Source organism: Nostoc sp. GT001, from assembly GCF_030382115.1.
Lineage (GTDB): Bacteria > Cyanobacteriota > Cyanobacteriia > Cyanobacteriales > Nostocaceae > Nostoc.
The window spans coordinates 3,099,947-3,124,837 of sequence record NZ_JAUDRJ010000003.1; the positions used below are offsets into that span (position 1 = coordinate 3,099,947).

The window sequence follows — 24,891 nt, forward strand, 5'->3', positions numbered from 1 at the left end:
AAATGTTGGGTTTCATTCCTCAACCCAACCTACGCAGTTTAAAGTTTTAGGCCTAACTGAACTGTATTGGGCTATAAAAATATTTACACTACCCAGACTGTAGCAAGGGTAATTATTGAAATCAGCAAAATTAAAATGGCGAACGGAGTTATGCTCCATTCGCCAAAGGCTATGTTTAAGCCGCGTTGCAAAGGTTTATCTTTTATCTAGTCACAAGTTTTGAGCTAGTTAAATCTATTAAATGATTAAATGTTTGCTTGCTGCCGTTGATATAGTGACCAATACAAACCCTTTTGTTGCAACAATTGTGAGTGAGTACCACGTTCGGCAATCACGCCTTGCTCCAATACTAAAATCAAGTTGGCACGTTTGAGGGGAGCAAAGCGGTGAGCAATCAGGAACACGGTACGGTTAGCGGAAATTTTTTGCAGGTTTTGCAGTACTTGTTGTTCAGTTTCACTATCCAAAGCACTGGTAGCTTCATCCAAAACTAAAATCGGCGCTTGGGAAAGAAATAGCCTTGCCAGAGCAATACGTTGTCTTTGTCCACCAGATAAAGCTGTACCGCGTTCGCCAACATTGGTTTCGTAACCGTAGGGTAATTGACTAATGAAGTCGTGTGCTACGGCTAATCTTGCCGCCTCTACTACTTGCTCTGCGGTAATGTCAGGGCTACCGAGAGTGATATTTTCCAAAATAGAACCGTTAAATAAAAAGTCTTCTTGGAGAACTACACTAACTTGTTGCCGCAGTGAGGCTAAATCGGCACTTTTTATATCAAAACCATCAATCAGGATGCGTCCTGATTCAATTTGATAGAGGCGTTGCAATAGCTTAGATAGGGTACTTTTCCCAGAACCGCTACGTCCGACAATGCCAACAAACTGCCCTGGTTCGGCACTGAAAGAGATTCCACGCAGAATTGCTTCAAAGTTGGGACGGTAGCGGAAAAATACTTGCTCGAAGGTAATTTGTCCTTTCAGGGGTGGCAAAACTAAGCCAGTTCCCAGTTCAGCTTCAGGGGAGACGTTGAGAATATCACCAATGCGATCAACAGAAAGTAGCACTTGTTGAAGGTTTTGCCACAACTGTACTAAGCGCAAAAGCGGGCCTGTGACTCTACCAGACAGCATTTGAAATGCAACTAGCTGTCCAATTGTGAGCTTTTGTTCAATAACTAACTTGGCTCCAAACCAGAGAATCAGCATTGTGGACAAATTAGTGAGAAAGTCACCAATGTTGCTGCTGATATTGGAGGTAGTAGAAGCTTTAAAGCCAGTGCGAATGAAGCGGGCAAATAAGCCTTCCCAGCGATCGCGGGCTACTGGTTCGGCTGCGTGGGCTTTAACAGAGTGAATTCCGGTGATTGTCTCTACTAGAAACGATTGACTATCAGCACTCCGGTTAAAAGTTTCGTTGAGCCAGTTACGCAGAATTGGTGTTGCAACTATCGTCAATGTGGCAAATAGTGGCAGTACAGCTAAAGCCACAAAGGTGAGTGGGACGTTATAGTAAAACATCAATGCCAGGTACACCACAGCAAAGATGCTATCTAGAATCACAGTTAATGCTGTACCTGTGAGAAACTGACGAATTTGTTCGAGTTCCTGGACTCTTGCTACTGTGTCTCCGACGCGGCGCGACTCAAAATAAGCCAAAGGCAGGCGCATCAGATGGCGAAATAGCTGCGCTGATAAACTCAAATCCAAACGGCGAGCTGTATGGGTAAAGATGAATAGGCGCAGTATCCCAAGTACGGACTCAAATATGGCTACGCATAAAAGTGCGATCGCCATTACATCAAGAGTCGGCAAACTCCCCTGCACCATCACTTTATCAATGACGACTTGGGTAATTAGCGGTGTTGTTAACCCCAAAAGCTGCAAGGTAAAAGATGCTAACAATACTTCTGTGAGCAATCCCTTATACTTCCAAACTGCTGGGGTAAACCAACTGAGGTTAAATTTTTCTTGCTGGGATATGAGTTCTACTTGCCACAATTGTCCATCCCAAGACACCTCAACTATTGACTGCGGCAAGCTTTCACAAGTCCGTTCGGGATTTAGGGGGTTAGCGATAATTAAGCGATCGCCTTTAACTCCATAAGCCACCACCCAGGATGGACTCTGGGGTGAGTCAGAATTCCACAGCAATAAAGCTGGAAATGACAACTGTCGCAACTCACTCCAACTCACTTGTAACCGCCGCAACACTAACCCTAACTTTTCTGCTGCTTCCACAACCTGTTTTGGGCGTTGTCCTCTGAGTTGACGCTGCACCCATTCCAGTTGCACAGAATTTTCTAGTTGTTGCGCCACCATTGTTAAACAGGCAGCAGCGGTATTCCAACTGGCAACAAACGGATAAATTGAAGTGATTAGATTGGCGGCTGGGAGTCCTTTTTGGGGTTGGAGGCTGTGGGGGCTGGAAGTCCCGTCTGAGGCTGAAGTTACTGAAGGAGTGCTAGAGAAGGAAAATGTCTCCCTTTGTCCTTCCATCTCTACTGGTAACGCTTGCCAAAATTCCTGAATTTGTGGGTGAGAAAATTCTGCCCATAGTGCAGTTTCCCAACAAACTACTATCACTTCTTTACTAGCAGCTACAGCTTTAAAATCCGCAGACAGCTTTTGGAAATCGCCAAACCAATCCCCTGCATCTAGAGCGGCTATTGGTTTGCCAACACCCTCTTCTCGCAAGCGGACTTTCCCAGCCACAATTAAAAATTGATAGCCACCGACATCGTTTGACCAGATTTTTTCTCCAAGACGATACTGGCGGGTTTGGCACTCATTTTCCAATCGGGATTGTTGTTCGGGAGTCAGCCAGGATAGCGGTGGCTGATTCCAAGGCAAAGAAGCTAGCACTTTTAATCGTAAAGATTCATTATCCAGAGTTTTTAACTCACTTGTAACTTGACTGTCAGTTTTTGAATTTTCTCTGCTAGCCATTTTTCAAACAACTCATTTTGTAGTGCTTGCTGTAGTTGAGTATCTTCTAAAGACGCTGGTAGAAATTGTTCTACTCGAAACAAACCATAAGGCCCTTCTCCTTGGGGAGAGTCTTTGCCAACGATTTCTATTGGTCCTATCAATTGTCCAGGATTGGCCACATCAATAGCTGCCCGTAATATATCTGGCATACTACCTCGGCTGACAATTCCCATCATGCCATTCACAATTCGGTCATCTGAAAGGGAATACTCTTTAGCTAGTTGCTCAAAACTACCTCCTTCTTCTATTTGGGTTTGGAGTTCGTCTGCCAATTCACGATTATCAACAACAATCCGGGAAAGCACTACCCGATCCAAAAAAATCTTGCGTTCAATAAAATATTCTGGGAGTTTTGTTTGTGTCACTACAGCTTTCAGCTTTTCTAACTTGTAACCAAAAGCAACCGATGTGTGAAAAGTAGCGTAATCTGTGTTATTTGTCTTTAACCATTCTTGAAAACTTTGGGGGTCAGTGAGTTGATTTTTCAGCCTAAAGTCAATAATTGACTGTTCAGTTATTGCGGTGCCAATTTCAATATCATCTCGTGTTCTAATTTCTTCCTCAATTACGTACTGCCGGAGAATATCCCCAATGAACTGTCCTAATTTTCCAGAGGCTTGCAGATACTTTACTGCTTGCTCTATAGAAATTATTTGGTCATTAATTGTCAAAAATGATAAAGATTCCATGAACTAATTATGTGAAAATGGTTAAACACTTATAGAACTTTTAAATTAAATCATATAGAAATCATCTGGTTATTCATGGATAAATACGATAAAGATTCAATGAACTAATTACATCTAAATGGTCAAAAAATTATATAGCTAGTAAATAAAATAATTTGCCACGATCACTTTTACAGTCTAGTGGGGACAAAATCAGGATTGAAAATATTAGTGGTGGCGCAACCGCAAGGCAAATAGTTATTTTTTAACAATGCCTTTCAAGAGTGCTGAGTGCTGTAAATGGATAGCGTCTAAGTGGGGAATCTCGAACTGGTAACGGTCTAAATGCCCCACTTAGACGAGTAATTGTAATTGTTTATTCTCGTCACCCTAGTTAATGAAAGTTATCCATGTGCAAGCAAGTAGCACAGATGCGATCGCACCGATTAATGTATTAAAAATATTGACTACTTCATTGGTCAGCCAAGTATACTTAGATTGCAGTGTTGCCCCAATCACACTTTCTAGGTTAGTAGCAATAAATGCTGCCAGCACACACCAAGCTACTCCCAATGTATCGATTAAACCAACTCCCCAACCCAAAAGTGCGATCGCTACAGAAGCCACAATCCCGGCTAAAGTTCCCTCCAAGCTTACCGCTCCTTCTGTACCGCGAGGCACTGGTTGGAGTGTGGTAATCAAAAAGGTGCTTTTACCATAAGCTTTACCGACTTCGCTAGCAGTGGTGTCAGCTAGCTTGGTACTGAAACTCGCTACATAGGCTAGTAATAGTAGGGACTGGGGACTTGTACTGAGCATTGCCGAAGTATTGGGGATTAGCGACTGGGGATTAGATACGAGGAATCCCGAATTTATTATTCCTACTCCCAAGGCACACAGTGCCCCAGTTAAAGCCGAACCCCAAACATTTTCTGGGCCTCTTGCCCCAGAACGTTTTTCGGCAATTCCTTCTGCCTCCTTCTGCGCCATCCCAATGCGGGTAACGCCAGAACCAACCAAAAAATAGAACATTACTACTGCATATCCTTGCCAGCCTAGAGTTACCCAAATTAAGATGGCCAAAAACCAGGCGTGGAATAATCCAGCAGGGGTAAGTAGCTTTTTGGGAGCAATCCAAGCTAAACCCAATAAAATTGTGTTTAATACTACTGCTACTAACCAGGGATTTACAGAATCTATTGAGGATGACATCAGCAATTAATCATGAGTAATTTTGTCTGAATATCAACAGAATAACGAATTTGTGATGCTTAGTGCTTTATTTTTGCAACCTCTCTAGGTAAAGTAATATGTTTGTATTATTAACTAAATTGCGTAGGCATCACTCTGAAAGCTGAGTGTCAAACCATCAATGGTGTCTTAGATATACGCTGCAATGATTAAACAAAATGCAAAACTTCTTTTGAGTTAGGTAGACTCTTCTCCGTCACCGCAGATTAGAGTGGCTGAAGTATTACTCAATCCCCAATCTTAGTAATAAGGATAAAGAATATAAGTTAATGTCAATAAAAACTGTGTTCAAGTTAACCACAATCAAAACTTAATAGCATAAATTGTAGATAGCATCAACTACTAGTCTTTTTAATACCAGCTATGAGCCAAACTTTATTCCATCTAGCTTTCCCTGTAACTGACATTGCCCAAACAAAAGCATATTATGTAGATGGTTTGGGCTGCATTCCTGGTCGTGAAAACCACCATGCCCTGATTCTCAATCTCTACGGTCATCAATTAGTGGCTCATGTCACAAAAGAACATTTGACACCGCAACAAACTATCTATCCCAGACACTTTGGGCTAATTTTTACCCAAGAACGTGACTGGCAAGACTTACTAGAAAGGGCACAACAACAACAACAGCTACTTTTTCGTGAAGAAACTAAAAATCGTTTTGTCGGTTCTCCTCTTGAGCATCGCACTTTCTTTTTAGAAGATCCCTTTTATAATCTCATGGAGTTCAAGTATTATCGTCACCCAGAGGCGATTTTTGGGAGTTACGAACATACGCAAATTGGGGATAGGACTTAAGTAATTCGTAATTCGTAATTAAAGATGAATAAATCAAGCGTGGCAAGCATTCTGGCTACTGACTGGATACTTTCTTAAGGAAGGGTAACTGAATAGGCTTTGCTAAAGCTGCTGTGACTACCGCTAAACTCCTGGGGTCTGTCAGCATCCAAGGGTGTAGAGTAACTGGTACTATTACCTGGCTTCCTACGGACATTTGTGAACTATTTGCTGGGACAATCATTAAATCATAAGGTGTCCAGATAGACGTAAAATCTATCTGCCCCAACATTACAGCATCCGAATTTAAATCCTTGAGAAAAATGCTGTCGGGGCGCATTTGTAGGCAACCAGGACGGCGGGAACCATAAGCAACTACAGTTCCATAATGGGGCGAAGAGATGGTAATAAACCGCTGCACGCGGTTAATTCCTCCTAATCGCTGAACATAGTAACGGCTGACAATTCCTCCCATGCTAAAGCCGATTAAATCTAGGCGTTGTTCTGGTGCAAAGGTCGCTGTAACATAATCGGCTACTTGTTTTGCCAATTCATCAAGACCCACATCACCATTATTAGGAACTAGATTCAGGCTATATACAGAGCAACCCTGTTGTATGAGGTATGCCCTCATTTTATGAAAAACTGCCTCTGTGTCGTCAATGCCGTGTATTAACAAAACGGGATTGCGTTGTTGATTTTCAATGTTCATTTACAAAATCTAACTAAATTAAAGGGTGTATTTCACTTTTGTACACACTTACTGCTCTACAAACTGAAGCTATTGCTTTTCGGATTCTTTAACAGATCCAAAGAGAATTTGTATAAAGTTTTACAAATTAATCTGTTCGTCTGCCAATAGCCTATGACACTCTTACCACTGGTTGAGAATAAACTGCTTGTTTAACTTCAATTCGGGTATTTACCAAACAAAGAAATGTTAATTATTGTAAAGCTTGCTTTCAGAATCTTGCTCTTAGCTACAGTAAAATTTAATAATTAGTTCTCGGTGTATGCAGGTTGCAAATGCTTGCAATAGAACATTTTGCCCTGTGGTTTTACTACAATGTTAATTAAGCACAAGCCTATAAGGGTTGTCACCAGAGCGAGGTGACACTAAGTAGATAATGTAACATTTTGTCGTAATTTTTAACAATTACGTTCGAGTTACAAATATAAAAGGTAAAAGGCAGGAGTAATTGTAATGGATTTTATCAAAAAGTTAATTTCGGGTATTCAGGGTTTCCTTGGGGGTATTCTGGGCTTCTTTACCGGACTGTTACCGGGGAAGAAGAAAAGCAACGGCTACTTCTTAGAATTGGACGAAGCCAAAGATGCTGCCAAAGATGCTGCTAAAGAGGTAGCATCGAGCGCGAAGAAAGTAGCAGAGACAGTTACATCGACAGTTGCATCGAATGCTAAGAAAGTAGCAGAGACGATTACATCAGAAGCACCAACTCCATCTAAGCCAGATTCGTTGAATGGAACAAAAACCGCTGCTACTAAGGCTAAGACTAAGGAAAAATCAGCTAAAAATCCCAAACCAGCTGATGTTCAACTAGTCCAGACTGCTGAGGGTCTTAAAGTTGAACCGGGCAAAAAGGAAAAAGCCGCAGCAGCCAAAGTACTTAAAGAGCAGCCAACTGAAACAACCTTTGCACCAAAATATCTGGCTCCTTCGGCTACTAGCTCTAATGGTCGTCGTCGTCCAGGAGCGAATATGAGTGCTTATCTAGACATGGCACGTCAGATTAAAACACCTAAATAATTCATAGAGACCGTAAATTTACGGTCTCTATAGATTAAGTGTGAAGATGCAAGGTTAAGATAACTTTGCCAGTTGTAGATGAGGAAACTCTCCAAAGTAAGAGCGATCGCTTAATTTTCTCCACTACAACTGGATCTTTTAGGGTAGAGGTTTCCTCGTCTAACATTACCCGTTCTACTCGACCTTTGTTGACGGTGAACTCAAAGACGATTTCACCGCTGAAGCCTGAAGGAAAGTTTAGTTGCTGAAGGTGTCGGGTTAGATTAGCAATTTCTGTATTATCCAAGCCAGTGATGCTGATGACCTCTAACTGATGGTTGATGGCTGCGTCTAATATTTCGTCTTGTTCCATCTCCTCGAAATCAAAGCTCAACGATGTCTCGACTTCTTTGGGTATTTGAGATTGTGGCGATCGCTTTTGCCGAAGAAAATCTGGAGCTTCTTCTGAAGCTGGCGCTGATGGCATTGAGAGTGATATTTTATGTGCAGCCGAAGCTTTACCAAACCTAACTGCTTCGGGCATTTCCACTGGCACTTGCATAGACAGATATTCGCTTCCTGGTTCAACCTGCACGTCATCGCTGACAGCCACAAAACCGGTGTATTGAGAAAGAAGTTGATAAGTTAAGGCTGTTTTTGTAACTGCTTCTACACCAGCTTTAGTTTCAAAACTCACCATTTGATTCATCAAGTATTTGATGCGAGCGCGTCCCCACAACTGCGCCACAGCAAGATTTCCTGTTTCCTCAAATATCAGGTTAAACATTTTTTCATAGTGCTTACCGCCCGCAGCAATGCCGGAGATTTGTAGATTACCTCCAACTCTATCTTGTTTGCGACCAAACAAAACTAATGGTTGTTCGCAAAATAAATCAGGCGCTACCTTTGGGTAAATCACAGGCGATTCTGTGTCACCTTGCCAAAAGATTTGAATATTCGTAAGTACAGGATTGTTAATTTGCCTGTAGAACTTTTCGGCTACTTCTTCTGTGGGTTCATCATGACGAATGATTTGGGATATTCCCCAGCCAATTTCGGCGATGCGATTCAGTAAAAAACGGTTAACTGAACTACCAACACCAAAACTATAAAGGCGATTTCCCACTTGGAGGTGCTGTTGTACCTCTGCTAAAATCTCATTTTCGTTGCCGATATAGCCATCAGTTAAGAGTACAACGGTGCGTAATCTTCCGACTGGTGTAGGGAAATTTATGGCTGTACGAATGCCACTGAGCATTTCTGTGCTGCCATCAGCTTGTAAATTGTTAATGTAAGCGATCGCTTGGGTACGATTTTCTGCTGTATTCGGCAGAGGTGTTGGTGATAACTGTCTGACTCTATCGGAAAAATCGATAATTGTGAAAGTATCGTTGGGATTCAACCCATTGATAAATCGTCGCATCAATTCCTGACACTTCCATAACGGATCGCCAGATTGGGAGCCAGAGGTATCCACTAAAAATACAACATCTTTAGGCACAATCTCATCAGTGGAATATTCCAAAGCTGGAATCAGATATATTACAAAATGTCCGCCGCGATCGTCGGCTTGGCTTAATACTGTGGATTGAGTTTCTTTACCAGAAACTTGATAGCGGAGAATTAAATCTTTGTTGGGAATTGTATCTTCTCCAGCTAATTGAATCCGCACAATTTGACCTGAGTGTTCAATTTTTAATTGATGGGAAGGAGAACGCACTTCAGAAATAGGCAAACCTGCATCAATTTCGACTGTGACATTAATATTGTGACGCGAGCGCGTTCCTTCTAAGACTACAGGCGGTGTAATGCGAGAAGCATCAGGAACTTGGTCTGTATCACCGCTACCATCTATCGGCGTTCCCGGAATATATCTTGGCCCCACCACCATCGGGTAAACAAATTCGTAGTTTCCCGCCTCAAATTTTAAACTTTCGGTGTAACGAATTGTGACATCAATTTGTTCGCCAGGTTTGATATTAGCCAGCGATTGGGTAAAGATGTTATCTCGTTCCTGTTCGAGAAGTCCGGCGGTGCGTCCTTCTTGTTTTGCCTTTTCGTAGATGGCTACAGCTTCTTCACGTTTTTTAATATTACCTTTGATGATGCGATCGCCTATTTTGATTTCCATGTCATCCACCGCCGCCTCATCAGGTAACGGAAAGATATAGATTGCTTCTAAAGGCTGTGTGAAGGGATTTTCAAAGCTTTGGATGACATCAACTCGTGATAAATTACCGGCAATTTTTGCGAGAACTTCTGTATGCTTGAGTGGAAAAACTAGTTGTTCTCCTTGAGGCGATTGAACGTACAAACCGCCTAAATTTAGATTTTTAGCACTTACTGTATTCATCAAACACTCCTATTTGATCTGTAAACTTACTTCTTAAAGTAGGTAATAAGTAACTTAATTACGAATTACGAATTACGAACTTGTATTGAGCGTCTTGCCTTGACTTGTGCCGAGCGAAGCCGAGGTAGCGAAGTCGAAAGGAGCCGAAAGATTACGAATTATTTAACAAACACCAGTCCACTATACAAATGAAAAGCTGAATCCCAATTAGTCTGTTCCCTACGAAACAGCTCGATGTGAGACTTGATATGACTCAACATTTCTGTTTGATCTAATGTTGTATCTGCAAAAGATGTGAAATCTGACCAGATTTTGACTTGAGGTAGTTGCTGGTCAATCCAACTTGATAAACTATTCCAATTAATTCTGATTGTATTTTGGCTAGCTTGAGGAATGATTTCTAAACCTTGCTGAAATTCATAACCGTTATCATAAAGTCGAAGAATGCAACGTCTACCAGGTATGTGTAAATCACAAAACTGAGCATAGTCTTGTGTTTGAGTTTTCCATTCCAGTTTACGGCGGGCATCAACATCTACAACTTGTTCAAAAATGGGCAAAAGTCCTACTACTCTTGCTGTGACTTCTGACCAGTCAAAAGTGAGAGAACCAAGTTGATTTACCTCGTTTCGGCAAACAACAGTAGCTTGTGGGGTAGATGCTTGGAAATGTTTGACTTGATAAACTTGAATTTGCTGAATTTCCGCTATTGTTGCCCAAAAGCAAGGAATACCAGCCTGCTGTAGCTGTTTCCCATAAAATTTTAGTTCTCCTACTTGGCCAGTGCGGTACAATCTCCAGCCACGACTTGGCAGTACCAGCCGTGCAGTGTAGGGGTCTAGCTGCATAATCTGAGCAAATTTTCGAGATGCTTCTGTTTTCATCTCGGTACTGAGTGGCTCTAAAACTAGTACGCTAAGTTCGGTGTTATTTGGTTCAGATTTTGCTTGGGAAATAGCTCTTTGTCTTTCTTCTAGTTCAATTTCTTGTAGCCGTCGCAAACCTTGGCGTGCGAGCGTTACTATTTTGGCGTTCCTTGTATCTCGCAGCAGTTGCCGATAAATTTTTTCTGCATCTTGGTGTTTTTCTGATACTTCATTTAGCCGACCGAGATAATATTGTACCCAAGGATTTTCGGGTGATTCTTTTTGCAGCTGTTTGAGTAATTTAGCTGCTGTTTGATAGTCTTTATGCTCAAAGGCGATCGCAACTTGCTCAATCATCACTTACTTTAAATACACGTTGGAGTGATGTCTCGCGCAAAAGTAATTTTGCGTGAGCTATAAATCATTTATACTTCACAAGTTGCGGTAATCAAGGATAATGCTACTACTGGGGCTGTAACTGCTCTCAGGATGCGGCGACCAAGGGAAACAGGTTGAAATCCAACTGACTTCGCATTGTCAATTTCTTCTGTTGTCCATCCCCCTTCTGGTCCAGTAGCAATGACAATCTCCTCAGAAATGCTATTTAGCACCTTGCTTAAATGGGGATACTCTCCACGAGCCTCACAAATGTAACGGTGACTTGTCTGATTCGCTGTGACGGCAGTATTAAAAGCAACAGGTTCTAAAATTGTCGGCACAAAAGAGCGTTCTGACTGCTCGGCGGCTTCCGCTGCGATGCGCCGCCAACGTTCGAGCTTTTGAGGACTAGGATGAAGTAAAGTGCGATCGCTCAATACTGGTGCAATACAAGCTACTCCCAACTCTGTACAACACCGCACCACTTCATCAAATCCATTACCTTTGGGCAACGCCACCATCAGCGTAATCGATACAGGTAATTCAGTTTCTACTAAAAGCGGTTCTAAAACCTCTGCTTGTTCCCCTGCTAACTGCGCTAACCACCATTTTCCCTTACCATCCATTGCAATAAAGCGATTGCCTTCACGCAAGCGCAACACACGCCCCAAATAATGCTGCTGTTCTTTGGTGAGCAAAATTTGTCCTTGTTGGAGTTGGGAGGGTGCGATCGCAATTCTTTGCAGTTGAGACATGAGATTTGGGAATTTTAAGGATATCAAATCAAAGATGGACACAGATAAGTCTATCTGTGTCCATCATGGTTTAGTTATTTATTTGACTTACGAAAGATTCTGGAAGTAAGCCTCTAGCGCTTCAGTAACTAACTGAGTCATGGGTTTACCTTGACTTTCTGCTACTTCCTTCAACTTACCATAAACCTCTTCTTTCAAATTGACCCGATGGCGCGATTTGTTTGCACCATTAGCTGTTTGTGGTTCGTAGCTAGCAGCAAATTCGCGGATGGCATCAAAACCAACGCGATCGCAAAAATCACCAAAGCTTTCCTTCGATTTCCGAGATTTCTTAAAGTAAACAAAAATCGGCTCTAAGAAGCTTTCTAAGTCATTGTGGTGTAGTTTCTCTGTGTAAGGTTGTGCTAGTCGAGTCTGATTTGGCGAACCTCCTAACCATACTTGGTAAGATTCTGGAGCGCTACCGACAAAGGCCAATTCTGCCAAGTAAGGACGAGCGCAGCCATTGGGACATCCTGTCATCCTTACCACAAAATGTTGTTTTTGTAAACCTAATTTATCCAACAGAGCGCGAATCCGCTCCAAAATGCCTGGTATTGCCCGTTCTGATTCCGTGATTGCCAGGCCGCAAGTGGGCAAAGCCGGACAAGCCATTGCATACCGTACTAAAGGTTCGATTTTACTAGGGTCGTCTCCGACACCGTGACGGCTGAGAATGTCTTGAATAGCTTCCTTGCTATCTGGTTCGATATCGTAAAAAATCAGGTTGTGGTTGGCTGTCAGACGGATGTGTAAGTTGAACTGTTTAACAATTTCCCGCAAAGCGGTTTTCAGTTGAAACGAACCTTCATCCTTGACCCGACCATTGTCAATGGAAATTCCTAAGAAGAGCTTGCCATCACCTTGTTCATTCCAGCCGAGGAAGTCGTGATATTTAAACTCTGGCAGTGGCTTGAAAGCTTCAATTGGTTTACCAAAATATTCTTCAACTTGGGTGCGGAATTTATCTACGCCCCAATCGTTGATTAAATATTTTAATCTGGCATGACGACGGTCGGTGCGATCGCCATAATCTCTCTGGGTAGCAACAATCGCTTTCACTATGTCGTAAACGTCATCTTTCGTTACATAACCAATGGGATCTGCTAACCTAGCGAAGGTTTCTTCTTTACCGTGGGTTCTACCTAAGCCACCACCAGCAAAAATATTAAATCCTTCTAATTGCTTCTTCTTATTGGTAATCACTACCAACGTCAGGTCTTGGGAATACAAATCTACCGAATTATCCCCTGGCACTGTCACGCAAATTTTAAACTTGCGGGGCATATAGTACGTGCCATAAATCGGTTCTTCGTTGTCATGGATAATTGTCCCATTTCCATTGCGCTGTCGGGCTGCCTTCACCTCTGGGTCTTCTTCAGCACTAATTGCCTTTTCCCCATCTAACCAAATTTCGTAATAAGCACCTGTTTGCGCTGTCAGCAAGTCAGCGATATTCTGGGCATACTCCCAAGCATACTGATACTCTGGGCGATTCTTAAAGGGGGCTGGTGGTGCCATCACATTTCGATTAATGTCACCACAAGCTCCCAAAGTCGAACCCAGGTTCTTGACAATGGTAGCAATTGCTGATTTTAGATTCTTTTTTAAAATTCCGTGCAGTTGGAAACCTTGACGGGTAGTTGCTCGTAATGTGTGGTTGCCATACTCATCAGCTATTTTATCTAAAGCCAGATACAGCTGCGGCGGTACTAAACCACCCGGATTTTTTGTCCGCAGCATAAACTGGTAATCTTTTTCCTGTCCCTTGGTGCGGTTGTCGCGGTTATCCTGCTGGTAAGAACCGTGATACTTCAAAAGCTGTACCGCATTTTCAGTAAAATGGGTAGTGTCTTGAAGGATCTCAGTTGCTACAGGTTCACGCAAAAAATTACTATTTTCCTTGATCCCTTCTACTTTGGAAGGCTTACGGCTAGCGATTGGGGAAGGAGCAGATTTAACCATTAGACTTGTATAGTATTCTCAATAAAGCATTAGTAGACGCCGAATCAGCACCCTTCGGCTACTTGATCCCCGGTAATCCGGCCGGAATAATGAGGAATGATTTAATTTTAACACGGCAAAAGCTAGCTTTGTTAGTGATGTAATACTTAGCAAAACCAGCTTTTGGGAGTAGTGAGTTTTTAGTGCTGAGTCCTGAGTANNNNAGTAAAGTATAAACTGACTGAGGACTCAATAATCTTTTATTTGAAGCGATAACCGATACCACCATTGATGCTAACAGCAGAAGCATCGCTATTTTGGTAAGCACCAAGTCCGACTTTGGCATTAGTGTAGACGAGGAAGTTATTAGCAACTTCCGATTCGACGCCAGCACCTACAACTACAGAATCTCTATTACCTATAGGAGTTGGTGAGCCATCTTTCTCTACAAAAGAATAACCACCAGTTAAATAGGCGTTAGTTCTATTAGCAATAGGCACATCCACAGAAAGTTCTGGAATTATGGCACTTGTTTTATCACTCCAAAGGACATTACCACGTGCAGAAAACGGCGTAGTTCCTAATTTCACGCGGCCTGTGACGTTACCACCAAATGTGGCATCATCGTTGATGCCTTGTCCGCCACTGGTAACGCCAGCAGCAACACCAGCACCAACATAACTAGCATCAGTACCCTTTTTAGTTTCGGCAGAAGCTTGACCAGCTGATAGAACAAAAGGAGCAACTATTAAGGAAGACAATGCAGAAATTGTCACGAAAGACTTGAGTAAGCGTTTCATAATTTTTACCAAATTTTGTATTTTTTACTTGTATATTCCAGGTCGAAAATAAAGTGATAATGTTCCAAATGATTGCCAACTTTTATTAAAAAACTGTTGTTGTTAATGTATAACGCTTACAGGATAACTATCCCTTGAATTGATAAATAAGCTGTTATAATTACATCNNNTGTCTTTCCATTCTGGCTGTTTGTTCCCCCAATAGACGCTTTTAAAACTGTCACAATATTTGGAACTAAAACTAAGTCGGGATATGGTAAATAAAATACCCGATTAATAATTTTTGCCGAGCTTTTCAAAGATGATGAAAAAGTAGGCTGTAACATCTGTTGCAACAAGCTATAGAGGGAATCTATAAAGTTAATTTTGAGCAATTCTCGTGGAGATTGAATAATGCTAACCGCTGCAAAAACGTTGTCTGGTTTGATGGGTTTATGTGTCGGTGATGCGTTGGGTGTNGCTNNNGTGGAGTTTACTAGCCGTGCTGAACGAGTAAAATCTCCAGTGACAACGATGTTGGGTTATGGCACATGGAATCAACCACCAGGAACTTGGTCAGATGACAGTTCCTTAAGCTTTTGTTTGGCAGAATGCCTTTGTAGAGGGTATTCCTTGGATGCCATAGCTAATTCCTTCTGGCGCTGGTACAAGGAGGCTTACTGGACTCCTCGTGGCGATGTCTTTGATATTGGTCAAACTACCCACACAGCAATTATGCGGCTCAAGCAGGGAGTTGTTCCCCATCAGGCGGGTGGTAAGGTTGAAAATAGTAATGGCAATGGTTCGTTGATGAGAATCTTGCCAATGGCTTATTGTCACAGAAACTTCACTTTAGGCGAATTGCTGGCGCGGGTGCATGATGTTTCGGCGATTACCCATGCTCATGCGCGATCGCAAATGGCTTGTGGCATTTATATTAGTATTGCAGTGGCGCTTTTAGAAGGAGCAGACCCCCAAACAGCTTATTTACAAGGATTGCAAGACATCAAAACAGTATATTCTGTCCGAGAATTTTTGTTAGAAAAGCCGCATTTTGGCAGAATTTTCAGTGGTGAGATTGCCAAGTTACCAGTTGAAGAGATTAATTCTGGTGGCTATGTGATTGATACCTTGGAATCGTCCCTGTGGTGTTTATTAAATAGCTCGTCTTATTCTGAGGCGGTACTGAAAGCTGTCAACTTAGGTGGAGATGCCGATACAACCGCCGCCGTCACTGGTGGGTTAGCGGGAATTTATTACGGGGTGGAAAATATTCCTCAAAAATGGATGAATCAAATTGCTCGGAGACAAGACATTATTTACTTAGCAGAGCGTTTTGCCAGGGCTGTTTACGCATAGAGTTGTTAGTTGAGAGTAAAGAGTGAGAAGTTATGAAAATCCTTACTCTTTACTCTCAACTTGCTGAAAAATCCACTGTAAGTAGGCTTGAGAACCAACAACAATTGGTAAAGCAATAATTTCTGGCACTTCATAGGAGTGCAGTTCCTTAATTTTGGCCTCCATTGCCGGAAATTGCGCCAAATCAGTTTTAATCAGTAATTGCCATTCTTCCTCTTTATGCAATTCCCCTTGCCAAGTGTAAATTGAGTGGATTGGTAATAGACTGACACAAGCAGCGAGTTTCGCTTCCACAAGAGCATTAGCAATTGCTTCTGCCTCCTGCACGTTGCCAACTGTCACCAATACCACACTATAGCCAGCAGGTGTCTCCATGACCTCTAAACCGTCGTAGACAAGGAATAGACCTGACCATCAATTAACAGTCGTGTGATGCCCTTAGCTTGCAAATGAGTCCGAGCCTTATGAAGCATTTTACTATCTGGAACTTTAATCACGCGATCGCGTTTAGTAGAAAAACGCTTGGCGACGCGATGGTTATCAAATACCGGCAGAGTTCTTTGCTGGGTTTCCAGGCTGGGAATTTGTCCCAAGTCACCAAAGTCCTTCAGAGAGTGCGTAATTAATTCTGAGGAACGGTCAATTACCAAGTAGCAAGTTTTGGGCAAATTGGCTATCGACAGTGGTAAAACTTCAACTGATGCTTCACCTGGTCTGCGTTTTGTGACTAAAGGTCTTTGGTCATCAAGGTCATCGTCATCAAAGTCTTCTTCCTCAAAGTCGTCATCCTCTAAATCATCATCTTCTAAATCGTCCAAATCCTCGGATTCGTCAAGCAAATCTTCGCCTAGCATGTGCGCGATGACCGCCGCTCCTGGATGTTCATTCTTTAGCGGTGGGATAGGAATGCTGACTATTTCCGGCGGTTTTGGCTCTGGAGTTTCTAATTTCTCTGTGACTCGGAGTTTGGGTTTTTCCGCAGCCGAGGGGCGTCGCCGCACACGTCTACTAGCGGCGATTGACTCCGCTGTTTCCTCTGAGTAAAGTTGCTCCTGTACACGAATTATCTTACGTGGCTGTGGCTCAACCTTTGGCAATTCCAAGGGTTGGCTTTCACTGGGTGGAACTTCTATTTCCGGCTCTGGTTGACTCAGCAGCGGTAACTGCTCGTAGCTTACCTGTGCCCTTCCCTCAGGAGTTCTCGCAGCCCGCTTTAAAGAGACTAAGTATTCATACTCGTCCTCTGGCAAAGTGCTTTTGAGTAGGCGACTAATTGTCGAGTTACTCACACCATAGCGGTCTGCCAAAGTTGAGGTTGTTTCGGCAGTCTCTCGATATAACTTCAGAATTTCTTGCTTGTCAGAGTCTGTTAATTTTCTCACGGTAGATACCAAAAATCCTTACTAAGCTCGTTTCCGTCCGCTGGTACGCCGCGTTCGTCTTAGTGATGCGTCATATTCTAAGACAGCGCCCATGCCAAATAACACTCCACTAAACACCCAAAACACTTCTAATATCTCCCCACTTTGATAATTGGGGCCTTGGGCGTATTTAAACCACATATCTGCAATGTAGAGCGAAAAGGCCGCCGCCGCAATCATTCGCCAAGACTGGGAAACTCTTCCCCCCAANAAGGCTAGTAGCAGAGTGGTAGCAATAATTAACAAAACTACATCGCTAACTACGTAAAACCAATTCAAAATAGCGACTAGCAGTTCTGAGGGTGTTTCCTGTTGCATAGAAATCCACCATGCCAACAAACTACCGAACACTGCAATTGCTAACACAATTAGCCACTGCCATTTTTCCAGATTAATTCGCCTGGAAGCCACAGCTAAAATCATGCCTGCGCCAAGTAATAGATAACTAAGTACAAAGAATATATCGCCTACAGACACATCCGGTTCATCTTTTAAAACTATTTCGGTATAGCCGAAAATTATCCCTCCAACAAAATAGGAAAGCATGCCTAACCCAATTAAGAGCCAAACATTCCGGCCACTGACGATTTGCTGACTTAGCCAGTTCCTCAAGCATAAGATACTGGCACCCAAATAAGCTAAAGCTTCAAAAATATTTGTGCCAATCACATACCACTCGGCTCGGCTTTCTATGCCATCGGCTCCAGGAACTTTGGCGCTAAACAACAAAAAGTATAGCAGTGCCAGTACGGCCCAGCCAATATTAGCTAAGACAATGTTCTGAGTATTGAAAATGGATTTAGAAAGGAACGAATTCTCGTAAGAGTTATTCATAAGACTTGACTATGTAGATGCACTCTGGCAGTATTTTGAGTTAATGGACTGTATATGTAGCAGTGTGTCTGCCAAGTAGTACACAATCGGACACCAAAAGCAAGTGCCAGTGGCAGGAATTTTGTTAAATAATTTCCATACTACTGCCATAGCTTACCCAGTGGCGATTGATTTAGCCAAGTGATAAATAGCGATCGCTCGGCTTCTGGCATATCTTCTAGCTTATAAATCACTTGTTTGGTAAAATTGGCATTGCCAAAATAGGCTTTCCCTAATCGATGAAGTTCTTGTAAGAGGATAACTACATGACTTTCTTGCCAATCAGGTATTTTAGCTGCNNNAGCAAANGGATTGGTAGATACCAAATATTTCACTGCTTCTAGGGAAGATGCCTGAGGAAATTGCTTTTGCTGTAATACTTCCGCAATATCTTTTTCAAATAATGCAGCTTGTCTAGCACCTAAAAACTCTTCAATGTCGATAGCAACACCCTGCAACAGCAAAATACCAGCTTGGATTAAAATCGCCGTTTTGCCATGACCACCTGTGTCACTATCCAGTTGCTCTAAACGGATTTTACCCCAGACGCTAAACCGTTCGGGTTCCTCGAGCAAAACACAGGCTTTACCCCGGTTATCCGTTAATTCTCTCCATAAGGCTCTAGCTTCTTCTTCTTGACTAGCTTTGAAAACACTAATCAAGCGAAAAGTCTGCCCTTGATAATTGAGAATCGGCACCTGCTGATCCTTTTTTGGGTGCTGAATGCTTGATATTTCAACATCCTGCCGTTTGAGAATAAACATGGCACTAGCAAANNNCTCCTCACAGGGGCACTCTTAATATGGAATATANNNTGGCATTTGGCAGTATCGCCAAGGCTGAAATTACCTAGCATACTTNNNAAANNNGCCNNNCGATCGCCAAATCCTTCCCGAAGGNNNCCGCCCAGAGAGCGTTGGCGCNNNCGGGCAAATAACCCCTTGACAACACAATATATCTAAACCAATACCCCATCTGTTTCGTTTTGGGTGTAGATGAACTAACTAGCGACTAGCATCTTAGCCTTGCTAGTGGTAAATCTGCAATTTTTGATTGCTTCTTGGTAGGTGAAGACGATATAATAGTTTAGGTGACTCTTTCGGGAGCCATTATTTTGTTTTGGGCGCGTAGCTCAGTGGATAGAGCCACGGATTTCTAATCCGTTGGTCGCAGGTTCGAACCCTGCCGCGCTCGTTTTAACTTAATATGAACCCTAAAGAAGCCTTTTCATGGTAATTTACCAAATAGGCTTGAGAGTTCATATAAATGCACCACACAAAAGATAAGGGTGATCTAGCAGCTGCTAAAGTGATAGCAGATTTAGTCGAGAAAGAATATTCGGTTTTTGTACCAGTAGTAACTGAACACGCACCCTTTGATTTGATTGCCTACAAAGATGGCAAATGTTACAGAATTCAAGCTAAATACAGTTGTGATGGCACACTGAAAAATAAAAGCAATTGGGCAGACAAGAATGGTTGTCATGAGAAAAAGTACAAATCTGATGACTTTGATTTCTATGGCCTTTATTTGCCAGATATAAACAAAGTAGTGTATCCATCAATTAGGTTTGGCGGTTGCGGTATCAGGACAACGCCACCTAAATCACCCAATCCTTTTTACTGGTGGGAGGATTTTATAGACTTTACTGAAGTAGCATTTAAGCGAACCTACAAGGAGTTTGGCGTTGATTTAACAACCAGAAAGGTTAACCCAGACTCTAGAATTCATACCAGAAAAGTTGAAAGACCATCTAAAGAAGAACTGGAAAAACTAGTTTGGGAAAAGCCAACCGCACAAATTGGGAGAGATTTTGGCCTGTCTGATAAAGCTGTAGAGAAGTGGTGTAAGGCTTATGGGATACAAAAGCCACCTAGAGGTTATTGGGTGAAAAAGGCTTATGGAAAAGTAGAAGAACAGTTAATAGCCCATAACGAAACGTTCTCTAGGATAGAGTTTTAGCTTTTTTATAAAAATTCTAGCCTTGGCAAGATCAGGGCGGCCGCATCATGTCAATAAGCAAAGTCTATTCTCAATATAGCTAAAAATAATGTCATTAACTCTTGCTTATTGCGAAAATTTTAGGCGTTGGCGTAGCCCGCTGCAGGCATCGCTTTGGGGCTGAAAAAATAATCAAGCGCGAAAGGAAAGATTTTTTCGTTGGTTCTTAACCTTCGTTGTGATCAAGAGTAATTTAGATGCGTTTGCCCTGTTGGCAAAGCTATAAGAGGCGGTACTATCATATTTGTATGCTGGTTCTGTAACAATAATTGTGCTGCTTTTTAAGGTTTTGGCTGACTGACGCACCCTACATACAAAAACTACCAAATCATAGCCAAATCATAGTCAGAATAGCCACAAATGCAAGTAAGAGACTTAGCTTTTAAACATCTAAATCTCTTAATAAGCCTGAAACCCTTGAATTTACGTTGATTATCTCGTTAATACCAAAAGCCCGTGACGAGGATTGAACTCGTGACCTCACCCTTACCAAGGGTGTTCAAAATAACTGATTATCAAGACTTTGAGCGATTTGCATAGTTGGGTTATGCAAGAACTATGCAACTTAGAGAATGTTCGAGATTGGTAAGTCGTCATCTAGAGTACCCAAGATTACCCCACGCAACAACAATGGCGGAATCATAATTAGGTTTCAATATCAAGGGAAGCAATACTCACTCTCTCCAGGTGGTAAATATAGCGATAGACTAGCGATCGCAAACGCTGACAGAATAGCTAGTCAAATCAAGACAGACATTCTTGCTGGCTACTTTGACCCCACGTTAGAAAAATATCAACCAAAGGTTAAACAGCCCGATAACGTTGTTTCAATCAGTAAGAACATAGCGCCAAACCTCAAGGAATTGTGGCAACACTATAAGGTAGCAAAACAAGCAAGTGTCGCTGAAACCACTCAAAAAGAGAAATGGTCACAGATTGATAGGTGCTTCGCAAAGGTGTTACCTGAGATGCTAAGTCCAGAGAATGCGCGGTTGTTGATACCAGAGTTACTTAAAACCTATTCGACTACTACGCTTGAGCGAATCATCAACGATATACACGCTTGTAGTAATTGGGCATTCGAGACTGGATTAATTAGTATTAACCCTTGGAGAAGATTGAAACAGCAGTTACCTGATAAGCCTCAAAGCAGTAGAACAAAAAAGGCATACTCACGAGATGAAGTCAACGCTATAATTCAAGCCTTCAGAGGTGATTGGTACTGCAACATCAAGTCAGCTTTCAAGGATAGCTGGTATGCTGATTTGGTTGAGTTTTTGTTTCTTACTGGTTGCCGTCCTGAAGATGCGATCGCATTGACTTGGGATTCTATCAAAGAGAAAGTAATTGTTTTTGATAAAGCATATTGCTGTGGTGTGTTAAAAACTACCAAAAACAATAAAGCTCGTATGTTTCCGATCACACCACAAATTAGGGAGTTACTAGATAGGTGCTCAACTTATATTTCTCCCATACTTAGTAAATTAGTATTTCCAGCACAGAATGGTAGCTACATAAACCTCAGAAACTTTACACAAAGATACACTAAGAGGATTGTAGAAAATTTAGTCAATGAAGGTAAGGTCAAACTGTACTTACCTACTTACAACCTCAGGAACACAAGTATCACTCATTATCTACGTCAAGGTGTCGATATAGCTACAGTGGCGGCGCTTATGGAAACATCAGAAGAAATGATTAACCAACATTACTGGAGTCCAGATGATGACATTATCAATAATAATGTTCAGTTACCAAAGATTTAGAGTCATAGCAATGACACAAGTACAAGTACCAAAGTTGTGAGTTATTCCTCAAACTTGGACTAATAGCACTCATAATACATATAGCAGCAAGGGATAGTAAACACACAATACTATCCTTTTTTCTTACCTCATATAACATCTAATAGTTATTTCATCTAACGGCACTCTGAACATTAACTAAATTACTATAAACAAGTTACTTTAGGACAACTAAGTTTAATAGATAATTGCATTTAACTTATTTGCACTAGTTTAATCAGCAATAGATATGATAGGTATCTTAAGTAATACTTCATATAATTATCTTGAATAAACTTAAGTTGACTATGATTATATATACAGTCACCTTAACTAATATATTTACTTCTACTTTCAGTAAAAGGTCTGCAAATACTTAATATAATTGCATAAATGATTTTAGTTGCATTAATAACAAACTAGATAAATAACATAGGCTAATTCCTGTATTTATTTATTACTATACATAATAAGTTGTATAGAGTAAGAAAAATATGACTAATGCAATTAAAATAACTACCTTAGTCAATTTAGATGGGAAATTATTTGATATTGCCAAATTCCGTGCCGAAGTCGCAAAGGAACATAATATAATCTTAGATAATGATAAATACATTCATGAGCTAACCCATCTTTCCAGTCTTAATAATCCCTTTTCTCCCATAGAGGATTATTTAAATCAGTGCTTTTGTAAGCATAATGACACAAGCTACAAGGAATTATTCAGATACATAAATGAACAAGTTTTACATATTGACCCTGATTCAATTGAGGCACTATACTTACCTAAAACTTTAGTAGCAGCAGTCAAAAGAATATATGAACCTGGATGTCAACATGATTCTGTGTTGATACTTCACAGTGAAAAACAAGGATTTTACAAAACCTCTTTCTTTAGAGAATTAGCTAGTACAGATTGGTTTCAAACTACTAATTTCGCTAGTTATAACAAGGATGAATTAATGGTATGTCATAGTAAATGGATTCTGGAATTAGGGGAATGTGAAGAGACTATTAAACCTTATGCTATGTCTAAACTTAAAGCATTTATTACCAAAACATCAGATTCATTTAGAAAACCTTATGCCCCAACTAATGTTACGCTACAAAGACAATTTATCCTTGTCGGCACTACTAATAAAGATAAGATTTTACACGACCCTACTGGCAATAGAAGATTTTGGATTATTGAAATTAATCAAAAAATAGATATTGATTGGATTAAGCAAAATAGAGATTTAGTTTGGGCAGCAGCAGTATTAGCATATAAAGATAATTATTCTACTTATTTAAACGAAATTGAACAAGAACTAAGTAATTCTATTAACTCTAATAAGTATCAAGTTGAAGATATGTGGACAGAGATAGTAACTAATTGGGCGCTAGATCAAACAACACCTTTTACTCTATCTGATGTTCTAACTATGGCTCTCAAAAAAGAACCTAAAACCTGGAAACGTTCAGATGAAAATAGAGTAACTGGGATACTACAATCTTTAGGTTTTTCAAAACCTAAGAATACTACTAGGGTTAACGGTAAGGGGGGTAAATATTATTATCCAATTACCAATAATATCTTAGATAAAGTAGCCAGCTAATAATTCAGTTACACTTAGTTACAGGCTGAGACTCTTATTATATAAGGGTTTCAGCTTTCTTGTAACCATGTAACCATGTAACCAATAATTTATAAACTTTTTCTTCAATATCTGTACTGACTCTTGATTCATCCATATTTACTAAAGAGTTTAATAAAAGTCAGTTACATCAGTTACAGTTACACATTAATCTGAAACCTAACTATTGCAAGCTTTTCAGCCATTATTATAATTCTAGTGAGTTACATTGTAGTTACATCAGTTACAACCACTAAAAGAAATATGTTGGTAGATGCAAGTATAATAAGTAACTTCACTCATGCATATTGTAAGTATTAACAGTTATTCTCATAATAATGAGAGTATCACTAGGATCAATTGAATATGGAATATGCAATCTCAATATATAAACCAAGTGAAAGAGTTTATCCAGAGCAATGTGATTTTAATTCCTATTCCGATCTAGGTTTAATTTGTCCTATTTGCAAACAAGAAGTTTATTTAAGAAAGGGTGATATTAGAGAACCCTATTTTGCTCATTTTCATGCCACCAGTTCTAGACAAGTAAAAGAATGTGAACTGAGAGTATCAGCCGATGGTAATAGTACAGAAATAAGTAGCTTGATTGAAAATAGGGGACAAAGATTAGAGATATTTCAACAGCACTTTTTAAGTTTGATTTATTTTGAAAATTCAAAAATTATTGAGGATGCAAAGTTTAATAACTGGATTAATTCAAGAAAAGATGAAAGCAATCAAATAATCAATGACATTATTAGAAAATGTATTGATTATTTTCTAGAAAATCGGCAATTAATGGAAGCCAAGTATATTATTCATACAACTAAAATTAAAAATGAACAAATTTTACTGCAACAGAAAATATCTTTAGAAGTAATGAGCTATTTGTGCGACAACGCAAAATTTAATTACAATTTGCGATATCTATTGTTTTACAGTATGTATCAAATTTATCAATATGAAGAACACAAATTAATTCGACAAAATCTTAAAACACAAGACATAGAAAAAATTTGTCAAGGCACAGTAAGAATTATTATGCGTAATTCTTGGATATTAGCATTTAAAAATACTAAAATTAATGGGGTTAATAACAAAACACAACAGAATATTATCAAAATTAATAAAAACAGAATCTCATCTACTTCATCACCTCTACAAATATCCTCGTAAAATATTCAGAATGCTTCTCAACTATATGACTTAGAACAAGTTAAGGTCAATAGTAAGTGGATTGGATCTGGAAGCATTGATATCGACATTAATCAAATTAATGCAACCGAACGC

Annotated in this window: 20 protein-coding genes and 1 tRNA gene; 8 read left to right on the forward strand and 13 right to left on the reverse strand. The window is 40.6% G+C overall.

What is annotated here, in order from left to right; translation table 11 throughout:
- Positions 1–245 precede the first annotated feature (245 nt).
- From QUD05_RS16080 to QUD05_RS16090, 3 genes are all read right to left on the reverse strand, one after another.
- The gene (locus QUD05_RS16080; protein ID WP_289796932.1) at positions 246–2,948 is read right to left on the reverse strand and encodes a type I secretion system permease/ATPase; all 2,703 of its coding nucleotides are present in this window, start codon (positions 2,946–2,948) and stop codon (positions 246–248) included.
- Complete coding sequence (locus QUD05_RS16085) at positions 2,897–3,679, reverse strand: peptidylprolyl isomerase (protein WP_289796933.1); 783 nt, start codon at positions 3,677–3,679, stop codon at positions 2,897–2,899. Before QUD05_RS16085 ends, QUD05_RS16080 begins: the two co-directional genes overlap by 52 nt.
- A 369-nt stretch (positions 3,680–4,048) precedes the next feature.
- Entirely contained in the window at positions 4,049–4,870 is an 822-nt protein-coding gene (locus QUD05_RS16090) for a DUF92 domain-containing protein (RefSeq protein WP_289796934.1), read from the reverse strand.
- Between the two features lie 402 nt (positions 4,871–5,272).
- Between QUD05_RS16090 and QUD05_RS16095 the strand changes: the two genes are divergently transcribed.
- Complete coding sequence (locus tag QUD05_RS16095; RefSeq protein WP_289796935.1) at positions 5,273–5,707, forward strand: VOC family protein; 435 nt, start codon at positions 5,273–5,275, stop codon at positions 5,705–5,707.
- Positions 5,708–5,762: 55 nt separating this feature from the next.
- Here the strand turns inward: QUD05_RS16095 and QUD05_RS16100 are convergent, their stop codons facing one another.
- Positions 5,763–6,398, reverse strand: coding sequence for an esterase/lipase family protein (locus tag QUD05_RS16100; RefSeq protein ID WP_289796936.1), 636 nt, complete (start codon positions 6,396–6,398; stop codon positions 5,763–5,765).
- Between the two features lie 492 nt (positions 6,399–6,890).
- On the opposite strand from QUD05_RS16100, the gene QUD05_RS16105 reads away from it, so the two are divergent.
- Positions 6,891–7,454, forward strand: coding sequence for a hypothetical protein (locus tag QUD05_RS16105; protein ID WP_289796937.1), 564 nt, complete (start codon positions 6,891–6,893; stop codon positions 7,452–7,454).
- 34 nt (positions 7,455–7,488) lie between these two features.
- Here the strand turns inward: QUD05_RS16105 and QUD05_RS16110 are convergent, their stop codons facing one another.
- The 5 genes from QUD05_RS16110 to QUD05_RS16130 form a co-directional block, all read right to left on the reverse strand.
- Positions 7,489–9,786, reverse strand: a complete 2,298-nt coding sequence (locus QUD05_RS16110) for a VIT domain-containing protein (RefSeq protein WP_289796938.1) — start codon at positions 9,784–9,786, stop codon at positions 7,489–7,491.
- Positions 9,787–9,944: 158 nt separating this feature from the next.
- Positions 9,945–11,009 (reverse strand): tetratricopeptide repeat protein, encoded by a 1,065-nt coding sequence (locus QUD05_RS16115; RefSeq protein ID WP_289796939.1) that lies wholly within the window; start codon positions 11,007–11,009, stop codon positions 9,945–9,947.
- A 68-nt stretch (positions 11,010–11,077) separates the two neighbouring features.
- Positions 11,078–11,785: a 16S rRNA (uracil(1498)-N(3))-methyltransferase gene (locus tag QUD05_RS16120; RefSeq protein WP_289796940.1), complete on the reverse strand. Its 708-nt coding sequence runs from the start codon at positions 11,783–11,785 to the stop codon at positions 11,078–11,080.
- A gap of 87 nt (positions 11,786–11,872) precedes the next feature.
- Entirely contained in the window at positions 11,873–13,789 is a 1,917-nt protein-coding gene (sir, locus tag QUD05_RS16125) for a sulfite reductase, ferredoxin dependent (RefSeq protein ID WP_289796941.1), read from the reverse strand.
- A 239-nt stretch (positions 13,790–14,028) separates the two neighbouring features.
- Entirely contained in the window at positions 14,029–14,568 is a 540-nt protein-coding gene (locus QUD05_RS16130; protein WP_094348642.1) for a putative outer membrane beta-barrel protein, read from the reverse strand.
- Between the two features lie 393 nt (positions 14,569–14,961).
- Here QUD05_RS16130 and QUD05_RS16135 point away from each other — a divergent pair, with 393 nt between their 5' ends.
- On the forward strand, positions 14,962–15,906 hold the full coding sequence (locus QUD05_RS16135; RefSeq protein WP_289796942.1) for an ADP-ribosylglycohydrolase family protein: 945 nt from the start codon (positions 14,962–14,964) through the stop codon (positions 15,904–15,906).
- 42 nt (positions 15,907–15,948) lie between these two features.
- On the opposite strand, the gene cutA is transcribed toward QUD05_RS16135, so the two are convergent.
- The 4 genes from cutA to QUD05_RS16155 all read right to left on the reverse strand — a co-directional run bounded on the left by cutA (position 15,949) and on the right by QUD05_RS16155 (position 18,964).
- The gene (gene cutA, locus QUD05_RS16140) at positions 15,949–16,281 is read right to left on the reverse strand and encodes a divalent-cation tolerance protein CutA (protein WP_289796943.1); all 333 of its coding nucleotides are present in this window, start codon (positions 16,279–16,281) and stop codon (positions 15,949–15,951) included.
- 5 nt (positions 16,282–16,286) lie between these two features.
- Positions 16,287–17,288, reverse strand: a complete 1,002-nt coding sequence (locus QUD05_RS16145) for a helix-turn-helix domain-containing protein (RefSeq protein ID WP_289796944.1) — start codon at positions 17,286–17,288, stop codon at positions 16,287–16,289.
- A 21-nt stretch (positions 17,289–17,309) separates the two neighbouring features.
- The gene (locus QUD05_RS16150) at positions 17,310–18,161 is read right to left on the reverse strand and encodes a hypothetical protein (protein WP_289796945.1); all 852 of its coding nucleotides are present in this window, start codon (positions 18,159–18,161) and stop codon (positions 17,310–17,312) included.
- Positions 18,162–18,301: 140 nt separating this feature from the next.
- A complete protein-coding gene (locus QUD05_RS16155) occupies positions 18,302–18,964 on the reverse strand; it encodes an Npun_F0813 family protein (protein ID WP_289796946.1) in 663 nt (220 codons plus the stop codon).
- A 357-nt stretch (positions 18,965–19,321) separates the two neighbouring features.
- On the opposite strand from QUD05_RS16155, the gene QUD05_RS16160 reads away from it, so the two are divergent.
- The 5 genes from QUD05_RS16160 to QUD05_RS16180 all read left to right on the forward strand — a co-directional run bounded on the left by QUD05_RS16160 (position 19,322) and on the right by QUD05_RS16180 (position 24,777).
- Positions 19,322–19,394: transfer RNA gene (locus QUD05_RS16160), tRNA-Arg, on the forward strand.
- A gap of 72 nt (positions 19,395–19,466) precedes the next feature.
- The gene (locus tag QUD05_RS16165) at positions 19,467–20,162 is read left to right on the forward strand and encodes a group I intron-associated PD-(D/E)XK endonuclease (protein ID WP_289796947.1); all 696 of its coding nucleotides are present in this window, start codon (positions 19,467–19,469) and stop codon (positions 20,160–20,162) included.
- A gap of 611 nt (positions 20,163–20,773) precedes the next feature.
- Positions 20,774–21,967: a tyrosine-type recombinase/integrase gene (locus tag QUD05_RS16170; protein ID WP_289796948.1), complete on the forward strand. Its 1,194-nt coding sequence runs from the start codon at positions 20,774–20,776 to the stop codon at positions 21,965–21,967.
- 512 nt (positions 21,968–22,479) lie between these two features.
- Positions 22,480–23,583 (forward strand): VapE domain-containing protein, encoded by a 1,104-nt coding sequence (locus QUD05_RS16175; protein WP_289796949.1) that lies wholly within the window; start codon positions 22,480–22,482, stop codon positions 23,581–23,583.
- 384 nt (positions 23,584–23,967) lie between these two features.
- The gene (locus QUD05_RS16180; RefSeq protein WP_289796950.1) at positions 23,968–24,777 is read left to right on the forward strand and encodes a competence protein CoiA family protein; all 810 of its coding nucleotides are present in this window, start codon (positions 23,968–23,970) and stop codon (positions 24,775–24,777) included.
- The last annotated feature ends 114 nt before the right edge of the window (positions 24,778–24,891 follow it).